25 protein-coding genes are annotated in these 24,590 nt (G+C 67.2%); 20 read left to right on the top strand and 5 right to left on the bottom strand.

From position 1 onward, the window contains the following. The first annotated feature begins 91 nt into the window (after window positions 1-91). The 7 genes from phoU to ACZ7LV_RS20625 all read left to right on the top strand — a co-directional run bounded on the left by phoU (window position 92) and on the right by ACZ7LV_RS20625 (window position 10,543). Entirely contained in the window at window positions 92-775 is a 684-nt protein-coding gene (gene phoU, locus ACZ7LV_RS20655) for a phosphate signaling complex protein PhoU (RefSeq protein ID WP_385379706.1), read from the top strand. A 132-nt stretch (window positions 776-907) separates the two neighbouring features. Continuing rightward, entirely contained in the window at window positions 908-1,075 is a 168-nt protein-coding gene (locus tag ACZ7LV_RS20650) for a hypothetical protein (RefSeq protein ID WP_365444482.1), read from the top strand. 446 nt (window positions 1,076-1,521) lie between these two features. Then, window positions 1,522-1,932: a cupin domain-containing protein gene (locus ACZ7LV_RS20645; RefSeq protein ID WP_471941115.1), complete on the top strand. Its 411-nt coding sequence runs from the start codon at window positions 1,522-1,524 to the stop codon at window positions 1,930-1,932. 590 nt (window positions 1,933-2,522) lie between these two features. Further along, window positions 2,523-4,565 carry a PA14 domain-containing protein gene (locus ACZ7LV_RS20640; protein ID WP_471941113.1) on the top strand — a complete coding sequence of 681 codons (2,043 nt, stop codon included), beginning with the start codon at window positions 2,523-2,525 and terminating at the stop codon, window positions 4,563-4,565. Between the two features lie 400 nt (window positions 4,566-4,965). After that, window positions 4,966-5,355: a hypothetical protein gene (locus ACZ7LV_RS20635; RefSeq protein WP_471941111.1), complete on the top strand. Its 390-nt coding sequence runs from the start codon at window positions 4,966-4,968 to the stop codon at window positions 5,353-5,355. A 292-nt stretch (window positions 5,356-5,647) separates the two neighbouring features. Next, window positions 5,648-6,250 carry a hypothetical protein gene (locus ACZ7LV_RS20630; RefSeq protein WP_471941110.1) on the top strand — a complete coding sequence of 201 codons (603 nt, stop codon included), beginning with the start codon at window positions 5,648-5,650 and terminating at the stop codon, window positions 6,248-6,250. 789 nt (window positions 6,251-7,039) lie between these two features. After that, window positions 7,040-10,543 carry a P-loop domain-containing protein gene (locus ACZ7LV_RS20625; protein WP_471941108.1) on the top strand — a complete coding sequence of 1,168 codons (3,504 nt, stop codon included), beginning with the start codon at window positions 7,040-7,042 and terminating at the stop codon, window positions 10,541-10,543. A 392-nt stretch (window positions 10,544-10,935) separates the two neighbouring features. Here ACZ7LV_RS20625 and ACZ7LV_RS20620 read toward each other — a convergent pair whose 3' ends face one another. From ACZ7LV_RS20620 to ACZ7LV_RS20605, 4 genes are all read right to left on the bottom strand, one after another. Beyond that, window positions 10,936-11,337, bottom strand: a complete 402-nt coding sequence (locus tag ACZ7LV_RS20620) for a hypothetical protein (protein ID WP_471941106.1) — start codon at window positions 11,335-11,337, stop codon at window positions 10,936-10,938. Further along, on the bottom strand, window positions 11,334-11,510 hold the full coding sequence (locus tag ACZ7LV_RS20615) for a hypothetical protein (RefSeq protein ID WP_471941104.1): 177 nt from the start codon (window positions 11,508-11,510) through the stop codon (window positions 11,334-11,336). The genes ACZ7LV_RS20620 and ACZ7LV_RS20615 overlap by 4 nt, the downstream gene beginning before the upstream one ends. Window positions 11,511-11,677: 167 nt before the next feature. Further along, on the bottom strand, window positions 11,678-12,106 hold the full coding sequence (locus tag ACZ7LV_RS20610) for an ATP-binding protein (RefSeq protein ID WP_471941103.1): 429 nt from the start codon (window positions 12,104-12,106) through the stop codon (window positions 11,678-11,680). A 46-nt stretch (window positions 12,107-12,152) separates the two neighbouring features. After that, on the bottom strand, window positions 12,153-12,560 hold the full coding sequence (locus ACZ7LV_RS20605) for an NUDIX hydrolase (protein WP_471941480.1): 408 nt from the start codon (window positions 12,558-12,560) through the stop codon (window positions 12,153-12,155). A 107-nt stretch (window positions 12,561-12,667) separates the two neighbouring features. On the opposite strand from ACZ7LV_RS20605, the gene ACZ7LV_RS20600 reads away from it, so the two are divergent. The 11 genes from ACZ7LV_RS20600 to ACZ7LV_RS20550 all read left to right on the top strand — a co-directional run bounded on the left by ACZ7LV_RS20600 (window position 12,668) and on the right by ACZ7LV_RS20550 (window position 19,961). Further along, a complete protein-coding gene (locus ACZ7LV_RS20600) occupies window positions 12,668-13,456 on the top strand; it encodes a GntR family transcriptional regulator (protein ID WP_365444521.1) in 789 nt (262 codons plus the stop codon). 166 nt (window positions 13,457-13,622) lie between these two features. Next, complete coding sequence (locus tag ACZ7LV_RS20595; RefSeq protein ID WP_399797266.1) at window positions 13,623-13,979, top strand: SCO3933 family regulatory protein; 357 nt, start codon at window positions 13,623-13,625, stop codon at window positions 13,977-13,979. Continuing rightward, complete coding sequence (locus ACZ7LV_RS20590) at window positions 13,979-15,334, top strand: FtsK/SpoIIIE domain-containing protein (RefSeq protein WP_471941101.1); 1,356 nt, start codon at window positions 13,979-13,981, stop codon at window positions 15,332-15,334. Before ACZ7LV_RS20595 ends, ACZ7LV_RS20590 begins: the two co-directional genes overlap by 1 nt. An 83-nt stretch (window positions 15,335-15,417) precedes the next feature. Continuing rightward, the gene (locus ACZ7LV_RS20585) at window positions 15,418-16,065 is read left to right on the top strand and encodes a DUF2637 domain-containing protein (protein WP_471941099.1); all 648 of its coding nucleotides are present in this window, start codon (window positions 15,418-15,420) and stop codon (window positions 16,063-16,065) included. An 11-nt stretch (window positions 16,066-16,076) separates the two neighbouring features. Next, window positions 16,077-16,268, top strand: coding sequence for a mobile element transfer protein (locus ACZ7LV_RS20580; protein WP_030673588.1), 192 nt, complete (start codon window positions 16,077-16,079; stop codon window positions 16,266-16,268). 15 nt (window positions 16,269-16,283) lie between these two features. Then, window positions 16,284-16,478: a hypothetical protein gene (locus ACZ7LV_RS20575; RefSeq protein ID WP_471941097.1), complete on the top strand. Its 195-nt coding sequence runs from the start codon at window positions 16,284-16,286 to the stop codon at window positions 16,476-16,478. A gap of 25 nt (window positions 16,479-16,503) precedes the next feature. Continuing rightward, window positions 16,504-16,749 carry a SpdD protein gene (locus tag ACZ7LV_RS20570; protein ID WP_471941478.1) on the top strand — a complete coding sequence of 82 codons (246 nt, stop codon included), beginning with the start codon at window positions 16,504-16,506 and terminating at the stop codon, window positions 16,747-16,749. Window positions 16,750-16,905: 156 nt separating this feature from the next. Further along, window positions 16,906-18,189 (top strand): replication initiator, encoded by a 1,284-nt coding sequence (locus ACZ7LV_RS20565; protein ID WP_471941476.1) that lies wholly within the window; start codon window positions 16,906-16,908, stop codon window positions 18,187-18,189. Then, window positions 18,182-18,412 carry a helix-turn-helix transcriptional regulator gene (locus ACZ7LV_RS20560; protein WP_471941095.1) on the top strand — a complete coding sequence of 77 codons (231 nt, stop codon included), beginning with the start codon at window positions 18,182-18,184 and terminating at the stop codon, window positions 18,410-18,412. The genes ACZ7LV_RS20565 and ACZ7LV_RS20560 overlap by 8 nt, the downstream gene beginning before the upstream one ends. Next, entirely contained in the window at window positions 18,412-19,650 is a 1,239-nt protein-coding gene (locus ACZ7LV_RS20555) for a tyrosine-type recombinase/integrase (protein ID WP_471941093.1), read from the top strand. The genes ACZ7LV_RS20560 and ACZ7LV_RS20555 overlap by 1 nt, the downstream gene beginning before the upstream one ends. A gap of 14 nt (window positions 19,651-19,664) precedes the next feature. Next, window positions 19,665-19,961 (top strand): ribosomal protein L7/L12, encoded by a 297-nt coding sequence (locus ACZ7LV_RS20550; RefSeq protein WP_471941092.1) that lies wholly within the window; start codon window positions 19,665-19,667, stop codon window positions 19,959-19,961. An 80-nt stretch (window positions 19,962-20,041) separates the two neighbouring features. On the opposite strand, the gene ACZ7LV_RS20545 is transcribed toward ACZ7LV_RS20550, so the two are convergent. Then, window positions 20,042-20,803 (bottom strand): phosphoglyceromutase, encoded by a 762-nt coding sequence (locus ACZ7LV_RS20545; RefSeq protein WP_471941090.1) that lies wholly within the window; start codon window positions 20,801-20,803, stop codon window positions 20,042-20,044. Window positions 20,804-21,007: 204 nt separating this feature from the next. On the opposite strand from ACZ7LV_RS20545, the gene ACZ7LV_RS20540 reads away from it, so the two are divergent. Both ACZ7LV_RS20540 and ACZ7LV_RS20535 read left to right on the top strand, forming a co-directional pair. Next, window positions 21,008-22,774: a stealth family protein gene (locus tag ACZ7LV_RS20540; protein WP_471941089.1), complete on the top strand. Its 1,767-nt coding sequence runs from the start codon at window positions 21,008-21,010 to the stop codon at window positions 22,772-22,774. A 13-nt stretch (window positions 22,775-22,787) separates the two neighbouring features. Further along, the gene (locus tag ACZ7LV_RS20535) at window positions 22,788-24,554 is read left to right on the top strand and encodes a stealth conserved region 3 domain-containing protein (RefSeq protein ID WP_471941088.1); all 1,767 of its coding nucleotides are present in this window, start codon (window positions 22,788-22,790) and stop codon (window positions 24,552-24,554) included. Window positions 24,555-24,590: the final 36 nt, after the last annotated feature.

Here is a 24,590-nt window from a genome sequence, read left to right as displayed (position 1 = left end):
GTATCGGACGGGGTATCGGCATGTCCGGCACTTCGGCAGGCCCCCGCGAATCCCCTGAAACCCCGAGGACATCGCACGAGAGGGAAACCCAATGCGGGACGCGTACCACGAGGAACTTGACTCGATCGGCGACGGCCTGGTCGAGATGGCCCGGCTGGTCGGGTCGGCGATCGGACGCGCCACGACGGCCATGCTCGACGCCGACCTGAAGCTGGCCGAAAGTGTCATCGAGGGTGACAAGAAGGTCGACGACCTGCAGCACGACCTGGAGGCGCGGGCGATAGCCCTGCTGGCCCGCCAGCAGCCGGTCGCGACCGACCTGCGGATAGTGGTCACCTCGCTGCGGATGAGCGCCGACCTGGAGCGTTCCGGCGACCTCGCCCAGCACGTCGCCAAGCTCGCCCGTCTGCGCTTCCCCGAGCGCGCGGTCCCCCAGGACCTGCACGCGACGCTGCTGGAGATGGGTCAGCTCGCGCAGCGCCTGATGGCGAAGACGGCCGAGGTCATCATCACCAAGGACATCGACCTGGCGATGCAGCTGGAGCAGGACGACGACGAGATGGACCAGCTGCACCGCACGCTCTTCCAGCACCTGATGGACGACCGCTGGAAGCACGGCATCGAGACGGCGGTCGACGTGACACTGCTCGGCCGCTACTACGAGCGGTTCGCGGACCACGCGGTGGCGGTGGCCAAGCGCGTGGTGTTCCTGGTGACGGGCGAGCACGCCGATGAGCTCCAGGCGGATGTCGTGCCGGGGGTGGAGGGGGCCTGAAGGCGGGGCGGGGGAGCCTGAAAGGGGCTTCCGAGGTCCGTCAGGGGCGCGTTTCCGCCTCCGTGCGCCGTTGATGCGCCCGGAGAAGCGGGCATGGAATGAGCACAGGCACAGTGCCTTGAGGAGGGACCCATGGCTGAATCCCCCAGCACGCCCCGCACGACCACGCCCGACCCCACGCAGGAGCGCCCCACCGAGCAGCCCGCCGACATCAGGAGCCTGAACCTGATCGGCGCGTGCGGCTGCGGCTCGGGGTGCACGTGCGGGTGCCAGCAGGGCAATCCCTGCCAGTGCGGCTGACGTCGTACCTGGAGTTCTCACGACGATGAAGGGCCCCCGGCGAGAGTGCCGGGGGCTCTTCGCGTGCCGAGGGCGCTGTTCCCTCGCTTTCGGCGTCCTCGTAGGGTCCGGTGATCCGGCGGTCCGGGCATGTCCTAAGACCTTGGTTCGCTGCGGGCACGGGCCGCACCGGTTCTGTTTCGCATTTGGGGTCAGGGGATGGCAGCTCAACCGGCTCGCGACCGGGGGCGCGGGAGCCGCCGTACCGGTGTTCCTCGGCTACGACGGCTGGGAGCTGATGCGTTCCTCCGAGACGACGAGGCGGCCCGGCCGCTTGGCCGGTGCGGCGGTCGTCACATTCGCCTGGTCGGCGCGCTGGACAGCAGGAGACCTCGACGTGAGGGAGATGTCACAACGGGCGAGGCTGTCTTGTCCCCAAGGGGCACTGTCTCTCTTGGGAGGAACACATGAGCGCTGAGCACGCCCACCTGCCCCCGGGCGTAGAGATACTCGCCACCCTGCCCGAGGCGGCGGCCCGCATCCCGGCCGGTGCCGAAGCCAGGACCATCCAGGTCACCCTGCCGCCCGGTGACCCCGGCGCCCCGCCGCACCGCCACCCCGGCCCACTCTTCGGCTACGTCACCCAGGGCGAGATCCTCTTCGAGCTGGAGGGGGAGCCGCCCCGGGTGCTCAAGGCCGGCGACGCCCTGTTCGAGCCCGGCGGCGACGTGATCCACTACCAGGGCGCCAACAACCTCCCGGACGCACAGTCCCAGCTGGTCGTGACCATGTTCGCGCCGCCCGGTTCCCCGGTCCTGACGGTGGTCGGCCCGGAGGAACTGGCCGAACGCCGGCACCTGCGAGCCCCCCAGCCCTGACGACGACCCCCTGATGCGCGTACCGGCGTGCGCCCGCCCGGCGGCGCCGGTGTCCGCGAACGGCCGGCCGGATGAGTCGTGGAAGGGCACCTGGGGAGCCACCGAGTTCGCGAGCGACGCCCAGCAGCGGATGTCGGTGTCCCTGCACGACGGGCCCGCGTCAGGGGTGACCGTCACGGTCCCGCTGCCCGCGCTGCCCGCGCTGCCCGACAGCCTGGGCCGACGAGCACCGGGCTCTGCGCTTGGGAAGCTCGGCTTTCCTCGCGGCTGTTGCTCCGCTGACCTGCGGCGGAGTGGTGTTCCCCGTGGTTCCTCGCAGGACCTGGCAGGCATAGTAGGTCCCACGGCGGAAGCGCATGGATGGCACCGCTGTCCGACACGGCCGGTTGGTGTGGTCCGGAGGCCCGTTGCCTGTCCGGCATCTCGGCAGGTCAGCGCGTTCCATTGACGTCCACCGGCACGGCCGACGTGGGGCGAACGTCCGTGAAAATGGTGAGCGGGCGGGGCAACCCTGCCCCCGCCTCATGAGTCACACAGGCGTCGCCGTTTCACATGCTTTCCCTTGGCCCAGAAGGGGCTCACTCTCTGTGATGACTCGCACCCGGCTGTCCGCGCTGGCCGCGACGGCCGCGCTCGCCACCACCGGCGGCCTGATCACCGCCGGCCCCGCCTCCGCGGCGGTCACCTGCACCTCTCCCGTCTGGAGGGCGCAGTACTTCGGCAACTCCACCTTCAGCGGCACGCCGAAGCTCACCGCCTGCGACACCGCCATCAGCGAGAACTACGGGTCCGGCGACCCGGCCGGCGTCACGCTGCCCAAGGACAACTTCTCCGTCCGTTGGTCCCTCACCCGTGACTTCGGCTCCGGCGGCCCCTTCCGGCTCTCCGCCGCCACGCAGGACGGCATGCGCGTCTACGTCGACGGTGTGCGGAAGATCGACCTGTGGAAGAACGTCTCCACGACCGCCCGCAAGACCGTCGACCTGACCATCCCGGCCGGCACGCACACGCTCCGCGTGGACTACGTCGCGTGGACCGGCGTCGCCAACGCCGCCTTCACGTACACCCCGCGCACCGAGGCCGCCGTCGACACGGTCAAGCCGCTCGCCCCGACCGGCCTCACCGCCGCGTACGACCGGGCGACGGCAAAGACCACCCTGCGCTGGACCGCCAACAAGGAGATGGACCTCGCCGGGTACCGCGTGTACCGCCGGCTGAGCGCCACCAGCTGGGCCAAGGTCAGCGGGACGTCCCTGCTGACCGCCCGGTCCTTCGTCGACGCCCCGCCCGCCACCGGCCAGACCTTCCTGTACGAGGTCCGCGCCGTCGACAAGGCCGGCCGCGAGTCCACCGGCAGCCCGGACGTGACGGCGACGACCGTCGACCGCACCGGGCCGGCCGCCCCCGCCGGGCTCACGGTCACCACCGGCGACGGGTGGTGGGACACCCTGAACTGGCAGGGAGTCGCCGACTCGGCGAAGTACGAGGTGTACGCCTCGTCCGCGGCTGCCGGACCGTTCGAGCTGCGCGGTACGACGACCACGACGTCGTACCGGACCAGCGGCGACGTGGACACGAACACGTACTACCGGGTCAGGGCCCTCGATGCGGCCGGCAATCCGGGGGCGTACGCGACGGTCACCAGCGACGGCGTCGACCGGATGCCACCGAAGTCCCCGACCGGCGTCACCGCCGGCGCCCGTCCCGGCTACACCAACGTGCACTGGAGCCAGCCCGACGGTTTCTACGAGGACTGGGACAACGGCGGGCACTACCGCGTGTACCGCTCGCCCGGCAAGACGTTCGACCCGACCGCGCGCACCCAGGTGACCTGCGTCGCGGAGGAGAGCGACGAGGCGAGCAACGGCGGCAACTGCTACGACGTGGACATGCCCGCGAACACGTACGTGACGTACGCCGTCACGGCGGTGGACCCGTACGGCAACGAGTCGGCGTACTCCGCGCCGGTCGTCGTCCGCACCGGCGACACCGTGGCGCCCGGCCCGGTGACCGGCGTGAAGGTCACCCCGCGCACCGACGGCATGCTGGTGAGCTGGGCCGCCTCGCCCGAGGACGACATCGACGAGTACGTGGTGTGGAAGGGCGTCCGGCAGGCCGACGGCACGGTCAAGTGGCTCGACCCCGACACCTGCTCGGACGGCACGAGCAACTGGCTCGCGATCCTCTGCGGCAACCTGCCGGACGGCGAGGCGTACGTGTACGCGGTGTTGGCCAAGGACCACTGGGGCAACACGCTGCACCCGAGCGACCCGAAGGTCACCGTGGTCGAGGCCACCGAACTCGACGTCCGGCCGTCCGTGACCGTCACCCGGGACTGGAGCCTCGGCAGCCTGGGCCACAACCGGACGAGCACGCGTCCGTCCGTCGACTGGCAGTGCACCGACACGGCCCGCTGCGCCACGGTCACCGGCTACCGCGTGAGCCGGTGGAACCCGGTGACCAAGGCGTACGAGCCCCAGCACGACGGACTGCTCCCGGCGGACGCCCGGACGTGGGAGGACGCCACGGCGACGAAGGGGAACACGTACTTCTACACGCTGGAGGCCGTGACGGCCGACGGCGCCGTGGTGGGGACGTACCCCTGGTACACCGTCTTCCAGGACCGCGTCTAGCCAGCTGCTTCGGGGCGAGTGATCATGGCCCCGTAAGCTTCCGGCGCGCCGGGCAGTCTGTTGACCTGCCCGGGCCCAGAGTGGTCCCAGGCCGCGAAAATGCCTCCCATCCGCGCCATATGCGCAGGTGGGAGGCATGATCGGAAAACCTACTTCTTCTTGCCCTGGGTCTTGTCGGGGATCTTGGTGAGCTGGGTTTTTGCTGGTCAGACGCGGTGGGCTTGTGCGCCTGGTGGTCATCGCTGGTCGTCATTGGCCACTGTCGAGCGACGTCGGACGGCCCAGGGACGGCCCAGATCACGAGCACCCGGAGTCAAGAGGCGGCTGCGCGCCATCGCGGGGACTCTGGCCAGTTCTCACTGATGCCTGACCTGCGCATATGCCACTACGCTGCGCAGCTATGGGGAAAGCCATGCGCTTGTACTGGGGATACATCGCGGTCGGGGCCCTCATCGTGGCGTGGAGCCAGCAATGGGCCCTCTCGGTCATCGCCGCCCTGTCGGTAGCGGTGTTCGCCTACGCCTCCTTCCAAGTGCCGGTTTGGTGCGGTGCCGTGAACCGAGACGGACGCACCTACTGCCGGAACAACGCCTACGGCGTGCTGATGGGCTGCCGGAATCGCCAACACCGGTGGCAGAAGATCAAGATGATCGTGTTGCGGACGAAGGTCGGAAACGTCGGTCGCGCGGTGTTCCCGACGGCGAAAGAGAAGTTCAACGGCTTCTTGGCCGTGGCGGGCCTGGCCTCTGCGATCGCTGCCGTGATCGTTCCTGTCATCACAGGCGGCTGAACCCGCCGTACGGCCACAACCCGCAGTAGAAAACGATGGTGGGGAACCAAGTTGAGAACGCTCAGTAGGGCGCGGTCTCTGGGAGCGAGGACTGAGGGCCGACACGCTTTCCAACCGTGGGGGTGGGGTGTTGGGCTGGGTACAGGGGCGTTCACCCGCGTTTTTGGGCGGCTGATGGCTGGGAAATGTGTGTGGGCGTGTCGCCGTTGAACGAGCCTGAACGCTGCTGAATGAGACGGAGCCGTGCCCTACTCGCGTGACGGATGGCCGCCGTCGGCGCTAGCGTGCGGCGGTGATCAGCAATGAGGGAGTACGCCTGGGTGCGGAGGCCGCACATCGCTTGGCGCAGACAGGTCTGTATGAGTTCGAGCCGGGGCTGACGGATACCGAGTTCATGCGCATCGAGCGCGATTACGGCTTCGAGTTCGCGGACGACCACCGAGCGTTCCTCGCCGCCGGGCTCCCGATCAACATCCCTCCCGAGGACGGGCAGACCTGGTCCAGGCCGTGGCCCGAGTGGAGGGGTGGCGATTTGGACAGCCTGCGTCGGCAACTCGACTGGCCAGTCGCGGGAGTTCTTCTCGACGTCGAGCACAACGGGTTCTGGTACGGAGGCTGGGGCGAGCGTCCAGCCGACAGAACGGCGGCACTGGCTATGGCGCGGCATCAGCTGGCGGAGGCGCCGGTGCTGGTGCCTATCTATGCCCACCGATACCTGCCCGCCGGCCGGGGTAGCTTCGGGCATCCCGTGCTCTCGATGTGGCAGACCGACATCATCTATTACGGCCTGGACCTGGCCGACTACGTGCACCAGGAGTTCGACGAGTCGCGTGGTGAGGTCGACGAGAGCTGGAACCCCCGAGCAACGGCACTCTTCTGGCGAGACCTTCTCTAACTCTTCGGGGAGCCCGAGCATGTGGCGGGCGCCCTCAGCTTGGGAAGCTAAGGGCACGTAGGTCTTGTTCTGGGGCTGACCTGCAGCGGAGCGGTTTCGAGGCATGGAGGGCTGCCGACCGGTTTCCCCGGTGTTCCCCGTGGTTCCCCGCACGATCTGGCACGGCTCTGGCACGCTCCGCCGCTCTGGTTTCGGACTCGTCGGTGGCCAAGCTTCGGCGCCGGCGTCCCCTGGTCGGTCCGGCACGCGTGGGATGCTCCGTGCCACTGCCCAGCCGGATCGAACTGGGCTGCCAGGAGGCCAGCCTTGGTGGTGCGTCCGCACCTCGCCTCAGTCCCAGCGCCCACCCAAAGCTCCCCGGTCACTTGAGTGAAAACTCCACATCATGACGCCGCCCGGCGAGATGATGGAGAGGTGAGCCTCAAAAGACTTGTAGTTGTCGCGACATGCCTGTGCGTCGCGGGTTTGGCCGGAGCCTTCGCCCTCCTTCGCTCGGATAAAGCGGACCATCTCTCGACCATTATCTCCGGGTTGACGAGTGTCGCCTCACTCGGGGTTGGTATTTGGGCAGCCCTTTCCACTAAGGAGCCTCTAATATTGAAAGTCCGCAAGACTGGCATCGCACGAACCACAAGAGCTGGAAAAGTTAACACCGGCCTCACTGGCCGCGCCGGAGGGTTGAGCGGAAATATCGAGTTGACGGAAACCGGAAATGCAGAAGTCGATGGTGACGGAGAGGCTAATACCGGAATCAACCTCAGCTAGTCGCTATCACGAGGAGAGCGTCGGGTGCTAAAGGTGTGGCCATTTAAGCGCTTTGCGGCAATTGCAAAGAGGACCGGGAAAGCTCAGGCGTCCGATAACGCGTTTGTGAATACCGGAGTTATGAGGGATGTGGTATACAACTCTCTTCAATCCGACGTTCGCTCAGGCTACCTTGAGCAAGTCCGCCGTATCGCCCCAGAGGAACTACGTGGACGAGAGAGGGATCTGACGCGACTAGCAACCTTCTGCACAATCACTGATACCGAGTCGCCGTATCTCTGGTGCAGAGGGTCTGCATGGACTGGCAAGACAGCATTGCTTTCGTCCTTCGTACTGCACCCGCCGGAAAATGTCGAGATAGTTGCATTCTTCATTACAGCTCGCCTTTCTGGCCAAGATAACCGCACTGCCTTTACCGAGGTCGTGCTTGAACAACTTCTGGATCTCTTGGATCAGAGAATGCCAGCCTTCATGACCGAGGCGACTAAGGAGGCTCACCTGTTGCGGTTGCTTAATGAAGCGGCCGAAGTGATTCAAGATTCAGGCAAACGACTTATTTTGGTCGTCGATGGCCTAGATGAAGATCGAAGTGTCACCAGCGGATCAGAATCTCACAGCATCGCTGCCCTGCTTCCGAAACAACTTTCCTTCGGTATGCGCGTAGTAGTTGCTAGTCGACCTGATCCTCCTATCCCCGCCGACGTGCCAAACGAGCACCCTTTGCGTAATCCGCAAGCTGTATGGGACCTCAATGCCTCTCCTGAGGCACAAACTGTTAAGTCGGAAGCACTACGTGACCTCAAGCGACTGCTGCGGGGAACTGAAATTGAACGCGATCTCCTCGGTTTTGTCGCGTCCTCTGGTGGTGGTTTGAGTGGCCCTGATCTTGCTTCTCTTACCGGTTGCCGCCCATGGGAAATTGAAGAGTATCTGCACTCGGTTGCTGGACGAAGTTTTATGCAGCGACCAAGCCATTGGGTTTCTCAAGAGGTAGCCGTATACCTCTTTGCGCATGAAGAGCTTCAGGTGATCGCCGTCGATGCAATAGGGGAAGAACGCCTAACTGGCTACAGGAGTCGGTTGAATGAATGGGCGGAAGGTTTTCGCTCTAGCGGATGGCCAAACGGCACACCTGAATATCTACTACGCGGCTATTTTCGTATGCTGCTTAACATCGGCGATGCTTCCCGAATTGTGCAGTGCGCCACCGACGGGGCTCGCCATGATCGGATGCTCGACACGAGCGGCAGCGATCTAGCTGCATTTACCGAGATTGCGACTGCGCTGGAGCTCTTGCAGACGCAAGATGCGCCGGACCTCGCGAACATCGCCCTCTTGTCGATGCAGCGCGATTATCTAGCAAATCGTAATGCCAACATTCCAGCCGAACTGCCCTCCGTCTGGGTCATGATTAACGACTTTGACCGCGCCGAAGCTCTTGCACGAACAATTTCAAATCCTAGGCAGCGCGATCGGGCTCTTTCGGCGATGGTTAAGGAGCTGGCCAAACATGGACACATAGATCGAGCTCGAAACATTGCGAGCAGCATCGAGAACAGATTCGCAAAAGGCGATTCTCTTGCGGCGGTGGTAACTGCATTTATTTCCGTAGGGGAAATCGGGCAAGCTTCGAATTTGGCTTGCGCTATTGACATTCCGATCTATCAATTTGACGCGCTAGAGAAAGTAGCGACTTCCATGGCCTCCGCCGGAGACCATGCTCTCGCTATCGAATGTGCACAGCTCATCACGGTTGCTGTTCGTCGAGTGGGCGCGCTGATGTCAGTTGCAATCGCCGAATCAGCGGCAGGTGAAAAACGCTGGTCAAAGGAAACGATAGATGCTGCAGAATCTACTGCATGGAGCCTAGAAAGGCCGGCCCACAAAATTCACGCACTGACCTCGGTTTCTGAAGGATTGATGAAGTGTGGGGATTTGGGTCGAGCCGAAGAATTGATCCGCAATGTCGAATCAATTGTTGCGGAGACTGGAAGTCCAGAGAGTCGAGTATCCCTACTGCCCACTGTGGTGCAGGCATATGCGCTACTTGGGCTAGCAGATGACGCTGAAAGGGTAGCGAAGAGTATTCCTGGGGTGTCGCGACAGATTCGGGCCCTTGCCGGAGTTGCTTCGACGCTAGCCGCTGGCTCTCAGCATCTCCGAGCGAAAGAAATCTGCGATTCCGCCCTGTCTTTGACTGACCAAGTAACGAAGTCACAGACTCTAGCTAAGAGCTTGGTGGCAGTCGTGCAGGGGATGGTTGCAGTCGGAGAAGTAGAGCAAGCTTGGGGAATAACCCAGCGAATCAATAACCCTAATCAGCGAAATATAGCGGTGGGTGAAGTCGTTGCCGCACTCGCAGCGACTAATAGACTGGAACAAGCAGTGGCCGCGTCATATAGCGTAGAAAGTTTCTCTCAGCGAGCCCAAGCGCTGACCGCCGTCAGTAAACAACTAGCAATGGCAGGAGAGATCGACAGGGCTGTCGAGCAAGCTACTTTGGCTCAGTCGCTTGTGAGTGCGGTTCCAGCTCCGAAGTTTCAATCATCCTCGGCTGTCGCAGTAGTTGAAGCGCTCATAGCAGCTCGCCAATTGGATTTCGCAGAGAGGGTTGCACGAGGCATTGAAAGTCCAGGTCATCGAGAGATTTCACTTGGTCTAGTGGCAGAGGCGCTTGCAGCTTCTGGAAAGTTTCAAGACGCCGAGGAAATTTGCCTCGGCATTACTGATCCGAATCGACAGGCGAAAGTAGCTGCCGCAATAATTCGGATGCTGGTTGCGGTTGGTGATATAGAGAAGGCAGCGAACCTCGCGGAATCCGCACTAAAGCGTGATAGGCGGGGGCTGAGATGCGTAATGGCCGTAGAGGTATTGATCGCTGGTGGCCGATTTGAAGAAGCTGAGGAACGAGCTCGGGCAGCGAGTAACCAGACCAACAGTGCTGAAGCATTGGCAAATGTGGCACGTGCTTGGGCCTTGGCAGGTGATCACGATCGCGCAAAAGGCCTAGCCAACGAGACTCTAGGGCTAATCGCAGGCCCCAGGAGAACCGCTAGGCAGTCAAGGATACTAGCGGTGGTATCCCTGGTCTGGTCTGAGGCGGGAAATTTGGACAAGGCGAAAAGTATTGCACTGGAGAGCGCGAATCGTCGCACTAAAGGCAAAGGGCTAGTGGAGCTGGCTAGATTTTCTGCCGAAAGGGGCCGGTCAGACTTTGCCGTCTCTGTTGCCGAGTTCTTCCCCGACTATCGGGCAGAAATTCTGATTGCAATTGCCCAGGTGTGGAGTAGCCAGGGAGCTAGTGAACGAGCGGAATCTCTAGTGGCTGGGATTGATGCCATAAATTTGCCTGCGCGAGCTCTTGCTGCCTTGGCGGAGGTTGTTCAGTCGCCTGAAGGGCCACGTCTGCTGGCTCGGTCCTTCAATAGTGGATCATGGACGATACCCTTGAGAAGTATGGCGCGAGTGCATCCCGCAGCACTCATTTCTTTTGCAGAGAAAATGGCTGGCGAAAAGGTACTTGGGTGATGGGTCTTGAACTGGCGTAAGCGCAGTATTTGGGTTAGTAGTGATTGCATGGGCGGCGGAGCGGCTTTGGGGTGGCGCTGCTTTGGCGCGAGTGATCATGGCCCCGTAAGCTTCCGGCGCGTCGGGCAGTCTGTGGACCTGCCCGCTAAAGCACGACGTTGGGGCCATGATCTGCGAGGCTCGCGCCAAAGTGGCTCCGTAAAGCCGTGGAGCCGACCGCCCCAGCCACGACGTACCCCCTCTCTGGCATCAAGTGGCCGATTGTTGTGCGCGCGGTCCGGGCGCTGGCCGGGCTGGAGCGGGGCGGAGACAGGAGCGCAGGCCCGGCCGGGGGCCGGGCCGCGCGCGGGGAGCGGAGCGAGCCGCCTTGAACCCGTAGAGAAAGTTGTAACTCAGTACGTGGTGTGGGGTCTGTCGAATCCCGGGTGATGCTTGAAGTCATGCGCACACGCGGGGAGTTTGCTCGCCTCGCGGTGTGCGAGCGGTAGGAAGAGAGCTGGGCGGATCGTCCACGTGATGCGGGTGCTGGCGTGCGTGATCGTCACCGTGCAGGGTTCGGAGCGCATGAGAGCTCTGCGGGTTCGGGTGCGTCCCTCGTACAGCCAGGTCCATGCCTCGTCGCAGGCTTCGGAGTCCAGTGCTGGCGTGATGGTCCTGAGCGCGACGGCTACCCATCTGTCTGCCTGTGGAGCGATGTAGGCGTCGAATGACGCGTGCAGCGTGGGGCGTTCGACGGCGGCCGTGAGGTCTTCAGTCCAGCACTCGCACCAGAAGCCGTAGCGGAGTCCGGTCATGAGGACACTCCCGTCGGCGAGGCCGTCAGTACGTACCGCGCGCTCTCGTCGTACAGGGTGAGTTGGTAGGCGTTGCCCGACGTCAGGTAGGCGAGGGCGCGTTCGTGTTCCGCCTCGTCCGTCAGCCAGTAGTGGCCCGGTTGCGCGTACGCCGTGTCGAGCTGGTCGACCACGTGGCTTGTCCGGTCGCGGATCCATCGCAGGGCAAGGCGGGGGCTCGTTGCCTGGTGGGATCCGAGGTTGATCGAGTCGGGTGTGTGCCAAGGGTATGCGGCTGCCCAGCATGTGTAACTGGTGACGGGTTCCGTCGCGGGTAAGCGCTCGGCGTTGGCCGGCGCCCTCACTGGGTGTTCTCCAGTCGGGGAACAGTGAAGAGCTCCGCCGTGACGGTGTAGCCGGTGCCGTGGCTGTTGTGGATGACGACTCGGTGGGCGAGGGCGGTGACCATGCCGAGTCCGCGGCCGTGTTCGGCGTGCTGGTTCTGGTGCCCGGCCTTGGGGGCCGTGCCGGTGCCTCCGTCGTCCGTGACCGAGAGGGCGATCACCTGAGGTGAGACGGCTAAGGCCAGGTGGAAGCTGCCGGACTGAGTCCCGCTGGCGGTGTGGAGGATCGCGTTCGCGCTCAGTTCGCTCACGATCAGCTCGGCGTCGTCGGCCAGGGGCGATCCCCGCAGGATGTCGCGGGTCCAACGGCGGGCCCGGCTCACCTCTTCGGGGAATCCTGGGCAAGACAGTCCCCACACCCGGGCGGTGCTCGTATACTCGTGCATACAAGTTCCTTCGTGCTGGTAGGCCGCCATGTGCAGCGGGTTCGGGTTAGACGAGTTTCACGCCGTCGTGGGCGCGGATGGCCGGCGGGGATGCCGCGTCGAGTGCGTCCAGGACGCGGATCGCGTAGGCCTCGTCGGCGAGTTCGATGACCTCTTCGCGGGTGGCCCAGCGCAGTGCGCGGGTCTCGTCCCCGGTGGTGGGCGTACCGTCGGCGGCTTCGCAGCGGAAGACCAGCGAGACGATCAGACCCTTCATGTTCTTGTAGACGCCGGTCAGGGTCGCGGGAAGCGCGATCTTGATTCCGGTCTCTTCGAGGACTTCGCGCTGAAGGGCTTCCGGGATGCTTTCCTCACGTTCGAGGACTCCGCCCGGCGGCTCCCAGTGGCCGTTGTCCCGGCGCTTGATCAAGAGGGCGCGGTCCTGGGCGTCGACGATCACTCCGGCGACGCTCACGGAATGCGGACGGTCGGTGCTCACGTTCCTCGGCCCTCTCGGCTGGCTAGGCTCTCCACCGTAGCAACAAAGCTCGCCCACTCGTCTAGATACCTAAAGGAGTACACGTGGCCTCTCTTTCTTCCGGCCTCCTCGGTGATCTCGACCCCACGAGCGATCGTGCGGTCTTCCGGCAGATCGCCGACCAGCTGCGCGAGGCGATCGACCGTGGGCGATTCCGCGAGGGCGAAAAACTGCCCTCCGAGGCTGAGCTCGTCGACCACTACGGGGTCTCCCGTATGACGGTCCGCAACTCCTTCTCCATCCTCCAGGGTGAGGGCCTGGTGCACGCCGAGCACGGCAAGGGCGTCTTCGTGCGACCACGGCCACCAGTGAGGCGGCTCGCATCGGACCGGTTCGCCCGGCGGCACCGTGAGCAGGGCAAGTCGGCGTTCATCGTGGAGGCCGACGCGGCCGGCAGTCACCCTCAGGTCGACAGCCTGGAAGTCAAGGAAGAGAAGGCCAGTCAGGACGTCTCCACCCGGCTCGGGTCCGTGCGGCGAGTGCTCGCCCGGCGGCGCCGGTACCTGCTGGACGGCCGGCCCGTGGAGTTCGCCACCTCGTACCTGCCGCTCGACATCGCACGCGGTACGCCGATCGCCGAACCGAACCCAGGGCCCGGCGGCATCTACGCCCGGCTTGAGGAGCTCGGCCACCGCCTGGACCACTTCGAGGAGGAGATCCGGGCCCGGATGCCCTCGCCGACCGAGGTGAAGACACTGCGGCTCGCCGCGGGTGTGCCGGTCATCCACCTGATCCGGACCGCCTTCGACACCGAGGGGCGGGCTGTGGAGGTCTGCGACACGGTCATGGCGGCCGACGCGTACGTGCTGTCCTACCAGCTTCCGGCCACGTGATCGTGTGACCGACGGTGGTGCGCGGGGACAGTTCTCCGAACTCGTACACTCCGACAGGCATACTCGTATAGACGAGTGGGCAAGTGGTGTGGCAAGGTGGTCGTCGTTCCCGAGAGATCGGGTTCGCAGGCTGCATCTTGTATAGACGAGTAGATGGGAAGAAATCTTGCGCACCATTCGTGTCGAGACCTCGGCCGCGACGATCCTGCTCACCGAGGCTCCCGAGCCCAAGGTCCGTGACCGGCAGACGGGCGAGATCGCCAAGGACGCCGTGAGCGGCGAGGCGCTGATGACGATCGGCGTCGTCCACATCGAGGACGGAGAGTCGTCGCTCATCAAGGTCACCGTCCCGGAGAGCGGCGTTTCGGAGGGGCTGACCCTGGGGGCGCCGGTCTCGCTGCCGGGGCTGGTCGCCCGGCCCTGGGAGAGCGTGCTCGGCGGACAGCAGCGGCACGGCATCGCGTTCCGCGCCGCCGCCGTGACTCCGGCCGCCTTCCCGGCCGCTGTGGGGGCCTCCGCCTGATGACCGACCTGACGACGCTCCTGGAGGTGGGTGGTCCTGTCGCCGCACTCGGCGGCGGGGCTGCCTACGCCCGAGCCAACCACCCCGGTCTCTACTGGTCGGCCGTCGGACTCCCGATATCCACGGCCCGGTTACTCGGCTCGTACGGCTCGGTCATGGAGGCCTGCGGCCTGACCGTGACGCCGTCACGGCTGCGGATGCTCGCGGTCAAGGCCACCACCCGCCGCGAGGTGCGGCCCGTACCTCCGCGCCGGGGCATCATTCGGCCCACCTCGACGGGTCTCCGGGTCCGTCTGCGGCTCGCCCCGGGCCAGGAACCCGCCGACGTCGCGGCTTCGGCGGAACGGCTGCGCCACGCATGGGGCGTGCACGCCGTGTACGTCTCCACCGTCAAGCCCGGTGTGGTCGAGCTGCGGCTCGTCGGCTTCGACGTGCTGCGGCAGGTACGCATGCCCCGCAAGGTCGACGCCGGATTCCTCAAGGTGCCGGTGGCGCTGCGGGAGGATGCCATGCCCTTCGTACGTGACTACCGCACCATCCCCCACCAACTCACCCTCGGCGCCACCCTGTCGGGCAAGTCCATGTATCTGCGCCACCTGATCACCGGCCTCGCACCTCACCGCGTCGCCCTCGTCGGGATCGATTGCAAGCGCGGTGTGGAACTGGCGCCCTTCGCCGCCCGGCTCTCCGCCTTGGCCACCGATCCCGAGCAGGCGGCCGAGTTGCTGCCCGTCCTCGTCAAGGAGATGGAGGACCGGTACGACCTGATCAAGGCTCGTCAGGGCATCGCCCCGACCACTCCGGACGAGGAGATCACCTCCGACATCTGGGGCCTGCCCGAGAGCGAACGGCCCGTGCCCCTCGTCCTGTTCGTGGACGAGGTGGCCGAACTCTTCCTCGTCGCCACGAAGAAGGACGAGGAACGGCGCGATCAGATGGTCACCCAGCTCATCCGGCTCGCCCAGCTCGGCCGTGCGGCCGGCATCTACCTGGAGGTCTGCGGCCAGCGCTTCGGCGCCGAGCTGGGCAAGGGTGCCACCATGCTCCGGGCCCAGTTGACCGGCCGGGTCTGCCACCGCGTCAACGACGAAGCCTCCGCCAAGATGGCGCTCGGCGACATCGCCCCCGAAGCGGTTCTCGCGGCCTGCGCCATCGCGCCCGAGCGTCCCGGCCTCGCCGTCGCGGGCGACACCTCCGGTGGCTGGTCCCGCATCCGTACGCCGTACCTGTCCCTCGGCGACGCTGCCGCTACCTGCCGGAAGTCGGCGCACCTGGTGCCCGAGCTGCCCGCGCTCAAGCCCTTCCAGCCCGACGCCCCAGAACAGCCCGTCGAGGGTCCGGCGTCAGACGACTGACCTCGCTCTTCCACCCGGTCGGCGTGACCGCCTCACGCCAAGTCCCTACCCCTGCCCGGCCCGAACCCGGAAGGAGCCGCAGCATGCGCGCCCATCTGGCCCGCGTCGACGCGGTACTCGTCCAAGCGGTCATCGCCGCCGCGTTGTCCTTCGCGCACCTGCATGACGTCGCCTTGGCGGCCGGACAGGACGGGTGGAAGGCGTGGGCCTACCCCGTCTCCGTCGACCTGCTGCTAGTCGCTGCCTGGCGTCGGCTGCGTTCCGGTGACGCCAAGGCGGCCGGATGGTGCTGGTTCGTCATCTCCCTCGCCGCCTCCCTCGGCGCGAACGTCGCCACCGCCGGGCTCCTCGACATGAACGACATCCCGGCATGGCTGCGCATCCTCGTCGCGGGCTGGCCCGCGGTCGCCTTCCTCGGCGGCACACTCCTCGCCCACTCCACCCCGGCCAACAGCGCCCCAGCACCCAACGAGGAGATCAACGACCGCGAGCCGTCGCCCACTGCCACCCAGCGACCGGCCATTGAGCAAGCGGACTCCGCCGGTGCGCAACCCGAACCGGAAACGCCCCAGCGTCCCGCCACACCCGTCCCGGCCGCGCTCATCGCACACGCCCGCAAGGTCGCCGCCGAACACCACACCCGCACCGGAACCCCCATCGACACCCCGACCCTGCGCGCCCGCCTCGGCGTCCCCGCGCCCATGGCCGACGCCATCGCCACCCACCTCTGAAGGGAGCACCCGTGACCGCCAACCGCCGCTTCCGCTCCGTCACCCGCATCGGCCCCGTTCAGGTCGGAACGTCGTACGACGGCCGGGGCCGCGAGAAGCACACCGCCGCCTGCACCGCCCCGCGCTGCGGCTTCTCCGCCGACTACGACAGCCGCGCCGCCGCCGAGCTGGCCGCCCGCACCCACCGCTGCCCCGTCCGCTGAAAGGACCCCCAACCCGTGACCGTCAGCCTGCCGCTCGTCCTCGTCCTCGGCTTCTTCGCCTGGGGAGCGGTCAAGTTCCTCGGCGTCCGCACCTGGGTCGTCGTCCTGATCGCCCTCTTCGGATTCTGGCTCGCGGACACCTTCATGGCCCCCGCCATCGAGTCCGGCACACGCTCCGGCGTGGACATCATCAACGGCTCACATGACTAGACGAGTAGGCAAGGAGAGCTTCGCCGTGTTCCTGCCCCAGTACCCCGACAGCCCGACACCGCCGCCCGCGTGCACCCACACCGTCGCCGACCAGGCGCCTGCTCGGCGGCCGGCGCCGCAGATCTCCGTCAGCACCGGAGCGGTCGCGGCCGTCCTCGTCGGCGGTGTCGTGCTGACCGCGCTCCTGGCCGCCGTCGCCGTCACGGCCATCTCCGTGGCCGTCGCCGCCGTGGTCCTGCGCTCCCTGATGCGCGACCAGCACCGCCGCTGAACGAAGCCACCGAACCCCGGGGCGGCACGACACCGCCAAGCATCCGCCGCCCCGGGGCCCACCTCCCGACCAACCAGCCAGAAGGAGACCGCCATCTTCACCCGCACCACCCCGCCCCCACTCCCGGAACTGGCCAAGCTCGCCCAGCACGGCACGCTGCCCGGCATAATCCGGCAGCTCTCCGGGCTCGGCGGCTGCGCCAACCCCATCCGGCTCGACGGCCACCGCACCGAGTACGACGTGAACACCCGTACCGGCGAGATCGGCCCCGTCCTCCACCACCTCGACTCCACGACCCTCCCGGCCGGGCAGCTCCTCGTGCGCTGCAACAACCGCCGCACCACCCGTTGCCAGTCCTGCGCGGAGGTCTACCGCCGGGACACCTTCCAACTGATCACCTCGGGCCTGCGAGGCGGCAAAGGCATCCCCGAACAAGTCGGCACCCACCCGCGCGTGTTCGCCACGTTCACCGCACCGAGCTTCGGCCCAGTCCACAACCGCCCCTCCAGCGGACGCCCCTGCCGCTGCGGCACCCATCACGTCCAGGACGCCACCGACCTCGGCAGCCCCCTCGACCCGGACACCTACGACTACGAAGCGGCCGTTCTCTGGAACGCCCACGCCGGACCCCTCTGGCGGCGCCTCTCGACCTACGTGCGCCGGGAGGTCGCCAAGCGAGCGGGCCTGTCTCAACGGCGCTTCCGCGAACACGCGCGGGTGTCCTTCGCCAAGGTCGCCGAGTACCAGAAGCGAGGCGCCGTCCACTTCCACGCGGTCATCCGCCTCGACGGCCCCGGCGGCGGAGACACCCCGCCCCCGGCCTGGGCGACAGCCGAACTCCTCACCGACGCCATTCGCGCAGCCGCCGCCAAGGTCCAGGTCGACGGCCCGGTGATCGAGGGACGCGCCCATACCTTCACCTTCGGCCGCCAACTCGACATCCGAACCATCCGCTCGGCCGACTTCAACAACGGCCAGGAGCTGACCGAACGGGCCGTAGCCGCGTACATCGCCAAGTACGCCACCAAGGGCGCCGAGACAGCCACGGGAGCTCTCGACCGGCCGCTGAAGTTCGCCGCCGAACTCGCCCAACTCGACATCAGCGACCACGCCCGCCGCCTCATCCGAACCGCCTGGGCCCTCGGCGCCCGCAAGGACCTCGAACACCTCCGCCTACGCGCCTGGGCCCACATGCTCGGCTTCCGCGGCCACTTCTCCACCAAGTCCCGCCGCTACTCCACCACCCTCGGCGCCCTCCGCGACGCCCGCGCCGAATGGCGCCGCGCCCAAGCCGCAGCCGCCAACGGACCCGAGACGGACACCACGTACGTCCTCGCGCACTGGGTCTTCGCCGGTACCGGCCTGTCCAGCGCCGAAGCCTGGCTCGCCGCATCCCTTGAACCCGCTCCCGGAACGGAAGGAGAACCGACCCATGGCTGACCGACGCATCGCGGCCGTGGCCACACCGCGCGCGCTGCCCGAGCGGTACCTCACGCCGGAGGACCTGGTGGCGATGTTCGAGCTGCCCAGCGTCGAGACGGTCTACCAGTGGCGCCGCAAGCGCACCGGTCCGCGTGGCTTCAGGGTCGGCCGGCACCTGCGCTTCGACCCGGCGGATGTGCGGGCGTGGGTCGACTCCCAGCGTGAAGAGCTGGCCGCCTGATGGCCGGGCACATCCAAGACCGCTGGTACAGAACCGAGGCCGGACCGGACGGCAAGAGTCGCAAGGTCAAGACAGAGCGGTACGGCTCTGGCATGCGCTACAGGGCCCGGTACGTGGGCCCGGACGGTACGGAGAAGTCGAAGAGCTTCCCCGATCGTCAAAAGCGGCTGGCCGAGCAGTGGCTTGCCCACACCGAGGCGGACATGGCGCGCGGGCAGTACATCGACCCGCGCGCGGCCCGGATCACGTTCCAGCAGTACGCCGAGGGCTGGGTGACCCACGCGCCGGATCCGAACACCCAGGCTTCGATGGAGTCGCAGCTTCGGCTGCACGCCTTCCCGTACCTGGGGTCGCGGCCACTGGGCTCCTTCCAGCCCGGGCACATCCGCGACTGGGTGAGGCAGCTCCAGAAGAACGGTGTCCGTGGTTCGTATGCGCGGACGATCTACTCCAACGTGCGGGCAGCCCTGAGCGCGGCGGTGGACGATGGGCACCTTCCCCGGAATCCGTGCGCTGCCCGCTCGGTCCGTCCACCGGCTGTGGACAACAAGCGCGTCGTCCCCTGGACACCGGAACGGCTCTTCGCGGTCCGGGCCGGCATGCCCGAGCGCTACCGAGCCATGGTCGACCTGGGCGGCGGGTGCGGGCTCCGCCAGGGCGAGATCCTCGGCGTCGCCGTCGACGCGATCGACTTCGCGTCGCACACGCTCCACGTGGTCCAGCAACTGAAGCTGAGCCGCAGCAAGCCCGTGTTTGCCCCTCCCAAGGGCGGCAAGCTCCGGGATGTCCCACTCCCCCAGCCGGTCGCGGATGCCCTCCGGGCCCACATGACGCGGTTTCCGCCCGTCGAGATCACGTTGCCGTGGAAGGTGGCGGACGGTGCTCCCGTGACCAAGCGGTTGATCTTCACGGGGCCGCGCGGCGGGCATGTATGGCGTACGTCACTCAATGAGGAGGCGTGGAAGCGAGCACTCGTGAGCGCCGGAGTGATCCCGGACCGGAAGCCCGGCCAGCCGTTCGCCGAGTCCCGCGAGAACGGCATGCACGCCCTCCGCCACTTCTACGCCTCGGTCCTCCTGGACGCCGGAGAGAACATCAAGGCCCTCGCCGAGTACCTCGGCCACTCAGATCCGGGCCTGACGCTCCGCGTGTACGCGCACCTGATGCCGTCCAGCCAGGAACGCACCCGCAAGGCCGTGGCTGCCGTCTTCGAGGGCGCGTACGCTCCCGTTCGCTGAGGCAGGAGGGCGAGATGTCCGACGAAGAGTCCACCGAGTACTACACGCTGCTCTGCGACGACCCGTCCCACGAGGTGGTGCTCGTCGACTGTGGGCCCCGCGAGATGGATGTGATCCTGGCAGTGCGCAAGGTGACCGGGCAGAGCTTGCGGCACAGCCGGGTCCTGGCGCGCCAAGCGCCCGTCACCCTCCTTGGGGGTCTGTCTGCGTGCAGAGCCCAGTCCGCTGTCGCTGTGCTCCAAAGCGCCGGAGCCAGAGCAAAGTGGAGACAGGAGCCGGAGCCCGGAAAGCGCACGGCCCCATCGCCCTGACGGCCCGGAGACGGCCCAGAGGCAGCGAGAAGCCCCCTCCCAGCGGAGAAACCGCAGGCAGGGGGCTTACTCGTGGGCGCTTACTTCTTCTTGCCCTGGTTCTTCACGGCCTCGATCGCCGCCGCTGCCGCGTCCGGGTCCAGGTACGTGCCGCCCGGGACGACCGGCTTGAAGTCGGTGTCGAGTTCGTAGGCGAGGGGGATGCCCGTCGGGATGTTCAGGCCCGCGATGTCGGCGTCCGAGATGCCGTCCAGGTGCTTGACCAGGGCGCGCAGGCTGTTGCCGTGGGCGGCGACCAGGACCGTGCGGCCGGTGAGGAGGTCGGGGACGATGGCGTCGAACCAGTACGGGAGCATGCGGACGACGACGTCCTTCAGGCACTCCGTCTGCGGGCGGATCTCCGGCGGGAGGGTCGCGTAGCGCGGGTCGGAGAACTGCGAGAACTCGGCGTCGCGGTCCAGCGCGGGCGGCGGGGTGTCGTAGGAGCGGCGCCACAGCATGAACTGTTCCTCGCCGAACTCGGCGAGCGTCTGCGCCTTGTCCTTGCCCTGCAGGGCGCCGTAGTGGCGCTCGTTCAGGCGCCACGAGCGGTGGACCGGGATCCAGAGGCGGTCGGCGGCCTCCAGGGACAGCTGTGCCGTGCGGATGGCACGCTTCTGGAGGGACGTGTGGACCACGTCGGGCAGCAGGCCGGCATCCTTCAGCAGCTCACCGCCGCGCGTCGCCTCCTTCTCGCCCTTCGGGGTGAGATTGACGTCCACCCAGCCGGTGAACAGGTTCTTCTCGTTCCACTCGCTCTCGCCGTGGCGGAGGAGGATCAGCTTGTACGGTGCGTCGGCCATGGCTTCGAGCCTACCGAAGCCCCGAACGGGGTGAGCGGCCCGAGGGGCGGCGGCCGAAAGAGGCGCCCTGTGGCCGGGAGCACGCACCCGCCGTGTCCACCTTCCGGGCGAATTTTTGGTTAACTCCTACGCAACCTTCCCCCACAGTCGGCTGTCTGGTAATCGCAGGACGGGTGCGGGGGACCACGAAGAGGAGCTCTGAACGTGACCGTGCGTTCCTTTGCGCGGCGGATGAAACCGCGAGTCGAGCGGAAGGCCGCCGAGCAGGTGTGGCAGCTGCGTACCATGCGGCGGCGCCGCAGAGCGGCGGTCGGCGATCCCGTCCTGCGCCCGGTGGCCGTGCGTGGCCAGCAGCTCTACGGCCGGGTCGTGACCCGGTTCAGCGCCGCCGAGGCCGCCGCCGCCAACCTCGACCTGGTGGTCTCGACGCTGGAGCAGGAGGGGATCTCGTACTTCCTCGTGCCGGTCTCCCGTACCCGTCACACCGTGGGTGTGAACGCCGACGACCGCGAGCGGTTCCTCACCGCCCTGGAGACGCGGTACGCCGGGCAGGCCGTGTTCATCGGCAGGCCGGTGTCGGGAGGCCAGCTCAAGCACCCCGCGATGTTCCTGGACGGCGTACTGCCGGCCAAGCTGCGCACGGCGCCCGTGCTGCGGATCGGCGAGAACCACCTCGGTCCCGCCGGCCAGCTGCTCGCCGGACCCGAGCTGGCCTGCGACGTCGAGTTCTGGGAGGACGGGGCCGCGCTGCTCGCCACCGACGAGGGCGAGCAGCGTCTGGCGAAGGTGCAGCCGCAGGCCTCCGAGGAGGTCTTCCGCGAGTCCCTCATCACGCCGCGCAACAACGGCGTCACGGACGTGCTGCCGGCTTCCGAGCAGCAGCCGGTGACGGTCCGGGTCGGCGACCGGGAGCTCCCGAGCTTCGCCGCACTCACCCTGCCGACCGTGAGTCGCGTCACGTTCCCGGTGGACGTCGTCTACACCTGGGTGGACGGGGAGCAGCCGGAGATGCGGGCCAAGCGGGCCCGGTACCAGGAGCGCGGCACGGCCGAGATCCTGGACAAGGAGACCAACGCCTCCCGCTACACCAGCCATGACGAGCTGAAGTACTCGCTGCGCTCGCTGGCGATGTACGCGGACTTCGTCCGGCACATCTACATCGTCACCGACGGCCAGAAGCCGCACTGGCTCGACGACTCGGCCGAGGGCATCACGGTCGTCGACCACCGCGACATCTTCCCCGAGGACGTCCTGCCGGTCTTCAACTCGCACGCGATCGAGACCCGGCTGCACCACATCCCGGGTCTGTCGGACCACTACCTCTACTTCAACGACGACGTGTTCGTCGGCCGCCGGATCACCCCGGAGCACTTCTTCCACGGCAGCGGCCTGATGAAGGTCCCGGTGTCCCCGCTGAAGATCGGTATCGGCAAGCCGCACTCCGAGGAGACGGCGACCAACTCCGCCAGCAAGAACGTGCGCGCGCTGCTGCTGGAGAAGTTCGGCCGGATGACGACGAACAACTTCATGCACACGCCGCTGCCGCAGCAGCGCGAGACGCTGCTGGCGCTGGAGGAGCTGTTCCCCGAGGACGTCACGCGCACCATGGCGTCCCGCTTCCGCTCGCCCACCGACATCGCCATGACGGCCCCGCTGCTGTACCAGTACGCGCTGATGACGGGCCGGGGCGTGCCGGGCAGGTTCGGCTTCCGGTACGTGAACATCAGCCGCCCGGACGCCGAGAGCCGTCTGGACGACCTGCGGGAGAACCGCCGCTTCGACTTCTTCTGCCTGAACGACGTCGACGTGCCGCCGGCGGAGCGGGAGCGGGTCAGCGTCCGGATGCACCAGTTCCTGGAGAACTACTTCCCGTTCCCCAGCCCGTACGAGAAGCAGGACGGGCGGCGCGGCGAGCAGCAGGCCGCGGAGCCGGCGCAGGAGCCGGCCGTGTCCTCCGAGCAGCAGAGCTGACCGGGCCACGGCCATGGGAATCCGTCACCGTCTCGCGGCGCCCCCGGGTCTGAGGGCCGCCCGGGACCTCGCGCTGCGCCTTGGGCGCCGGCTGCCGGCCCGGCTCTGGGCCCTGCACGTGTCCCCGGCCCGCCGACGGCTGCGCGCCGACGTCCCCGGCCTGCGCCAGGTCGTCTGCGGCCCGGTGCGGCTGTACGGGCGTACGGTCACCGGTTACACCGCGGCGGAGGCCGCCGCCACCGACCTCGAACGGGTGTGCGCTCTGCTGGAGGCGGCCGAGGTGCCGTACTTCCTGGTGCCTTCCGGCCTCGGGCACGCCGGTCCACGCCGGGTGGTCGGGGTCGCGGAGTCGCATCGCGCAACGGTGCTGGACGCGGCCGCGCGGCGGTTCGCCGGCACGGCGGTGTTCGCCGGTGCCGTCGCCCCGGACGGCACGGTCACCACGGCGGTGCTGTGGGCCGACGGCGGGCTGCCGCGCGCGCTGCGGCGGGCGCCGGTGCTGCGGACCGGCGAGATACGCCTCGGCCCGCAGGGGCAGGTGCTCGGGGGTCCGGAGTCGGGGTGCGACATCGAGTTCTGGCGGCACGGCCGGGACCTGGGCGCGGACCCCGGCCATCTGACCGTGCCCGGCGGACAGCTGCCGGACGCCTTCGGGACGGCGCTCGTCGCGCCGCGCCGCAATCCGGTCTCCGAAGTGCTTCCGCTGTCGGCGCAGCGGCCGGCCGTGGTGGAGGCCGGGCGCCGCAGCGTGCCGACGTTCGCCCCGTTCGCCGAGCCCCGCGTCGAGGAGGTGTGCTTCCCCGTCGACGCCGTGTACACCTGGGTCGACGGCGCGGACCCGGCGATGGCGGCGAAGCGCCGCGCCCACCAGGCGGCGTCCGAGAACGTCATCGCCCCGCGCGAGACCGGCGACTCGCGCTACACCAGCCATGACGAGCTGAAGTACGCGTTGCGCTCGCTGGAGATGTACGCCGGGTTCGTCCGGCACGTCTACCTCGTGACCGACTCGCAGGTCCCCGACTGGCTGGATCCGGAGGCCGACGGCCTGACCGTCGTCGACCACCGGGACATCCTCCCGGCCGAGGCGCTCCCGGTCTTCAACTCGCACGCGATCGAGAGCCGGCTGCATCACATCCCGGGCCTGTCGGAGCGCTACCTCTACTTCAACGACGACGTCTTCATCAACCGCCCGGTGGGGGCCGAGCACTTCTTCCACGGCAACGGCATCGCGCGCATCCCGCTGTCCCCGTTGAAACTCGGGATCGGCGACCCGCACCCGCTGGAGCCGGCCCCGAACTCCGCCGGGAAGAACACCCGCGAGGTGATCCGGCGCTTCCACGGCCGCCAGATCACGCACAAGTCGCTGCACACCCCGCATCCGCAACTGATGTCGGTGATGCGGGAGATGGAGCAGCTCGGCATCGAGGAGCTGGAGCGGACCTCGTACTCGCGCTTCCGTTCCACCGACGACGTCGCCCCGGCGTCCACGCTGCACCACCACTGGGCGATCGCCACCGCTCGCGCCGTACCGGCCGACTACCGCTTCCGCTACGTCCAGCTGGGCACGCCGGACATGCGGCGGCGCCTGGCCCGTCTGGAGGCCGGCGAGGACGTCGACTTCTTCTGCCTCAACGACGTGGACACCGACCCCGGTCAGCGGGCGTCGGCCCAGGCGGCCATCCATGCCTTCCTGGAGCGGAAGTACCCGTTCGCCAGCCGCTTCGAGCGGGCGGCGGACGTCGCCCCGCGGCCCTCTCGATTGACGCTCCCCGTCAATTGAGTGGCGGGGGCGCGGATCCCGTTTGTAAGTTGTGGG

This window comes from Streptomyces sp. NPDC107562 (assembly GCF_055657325.1).
This window is presented reverse-complemented; position numbering and strand designations above follow the sequence as displayed.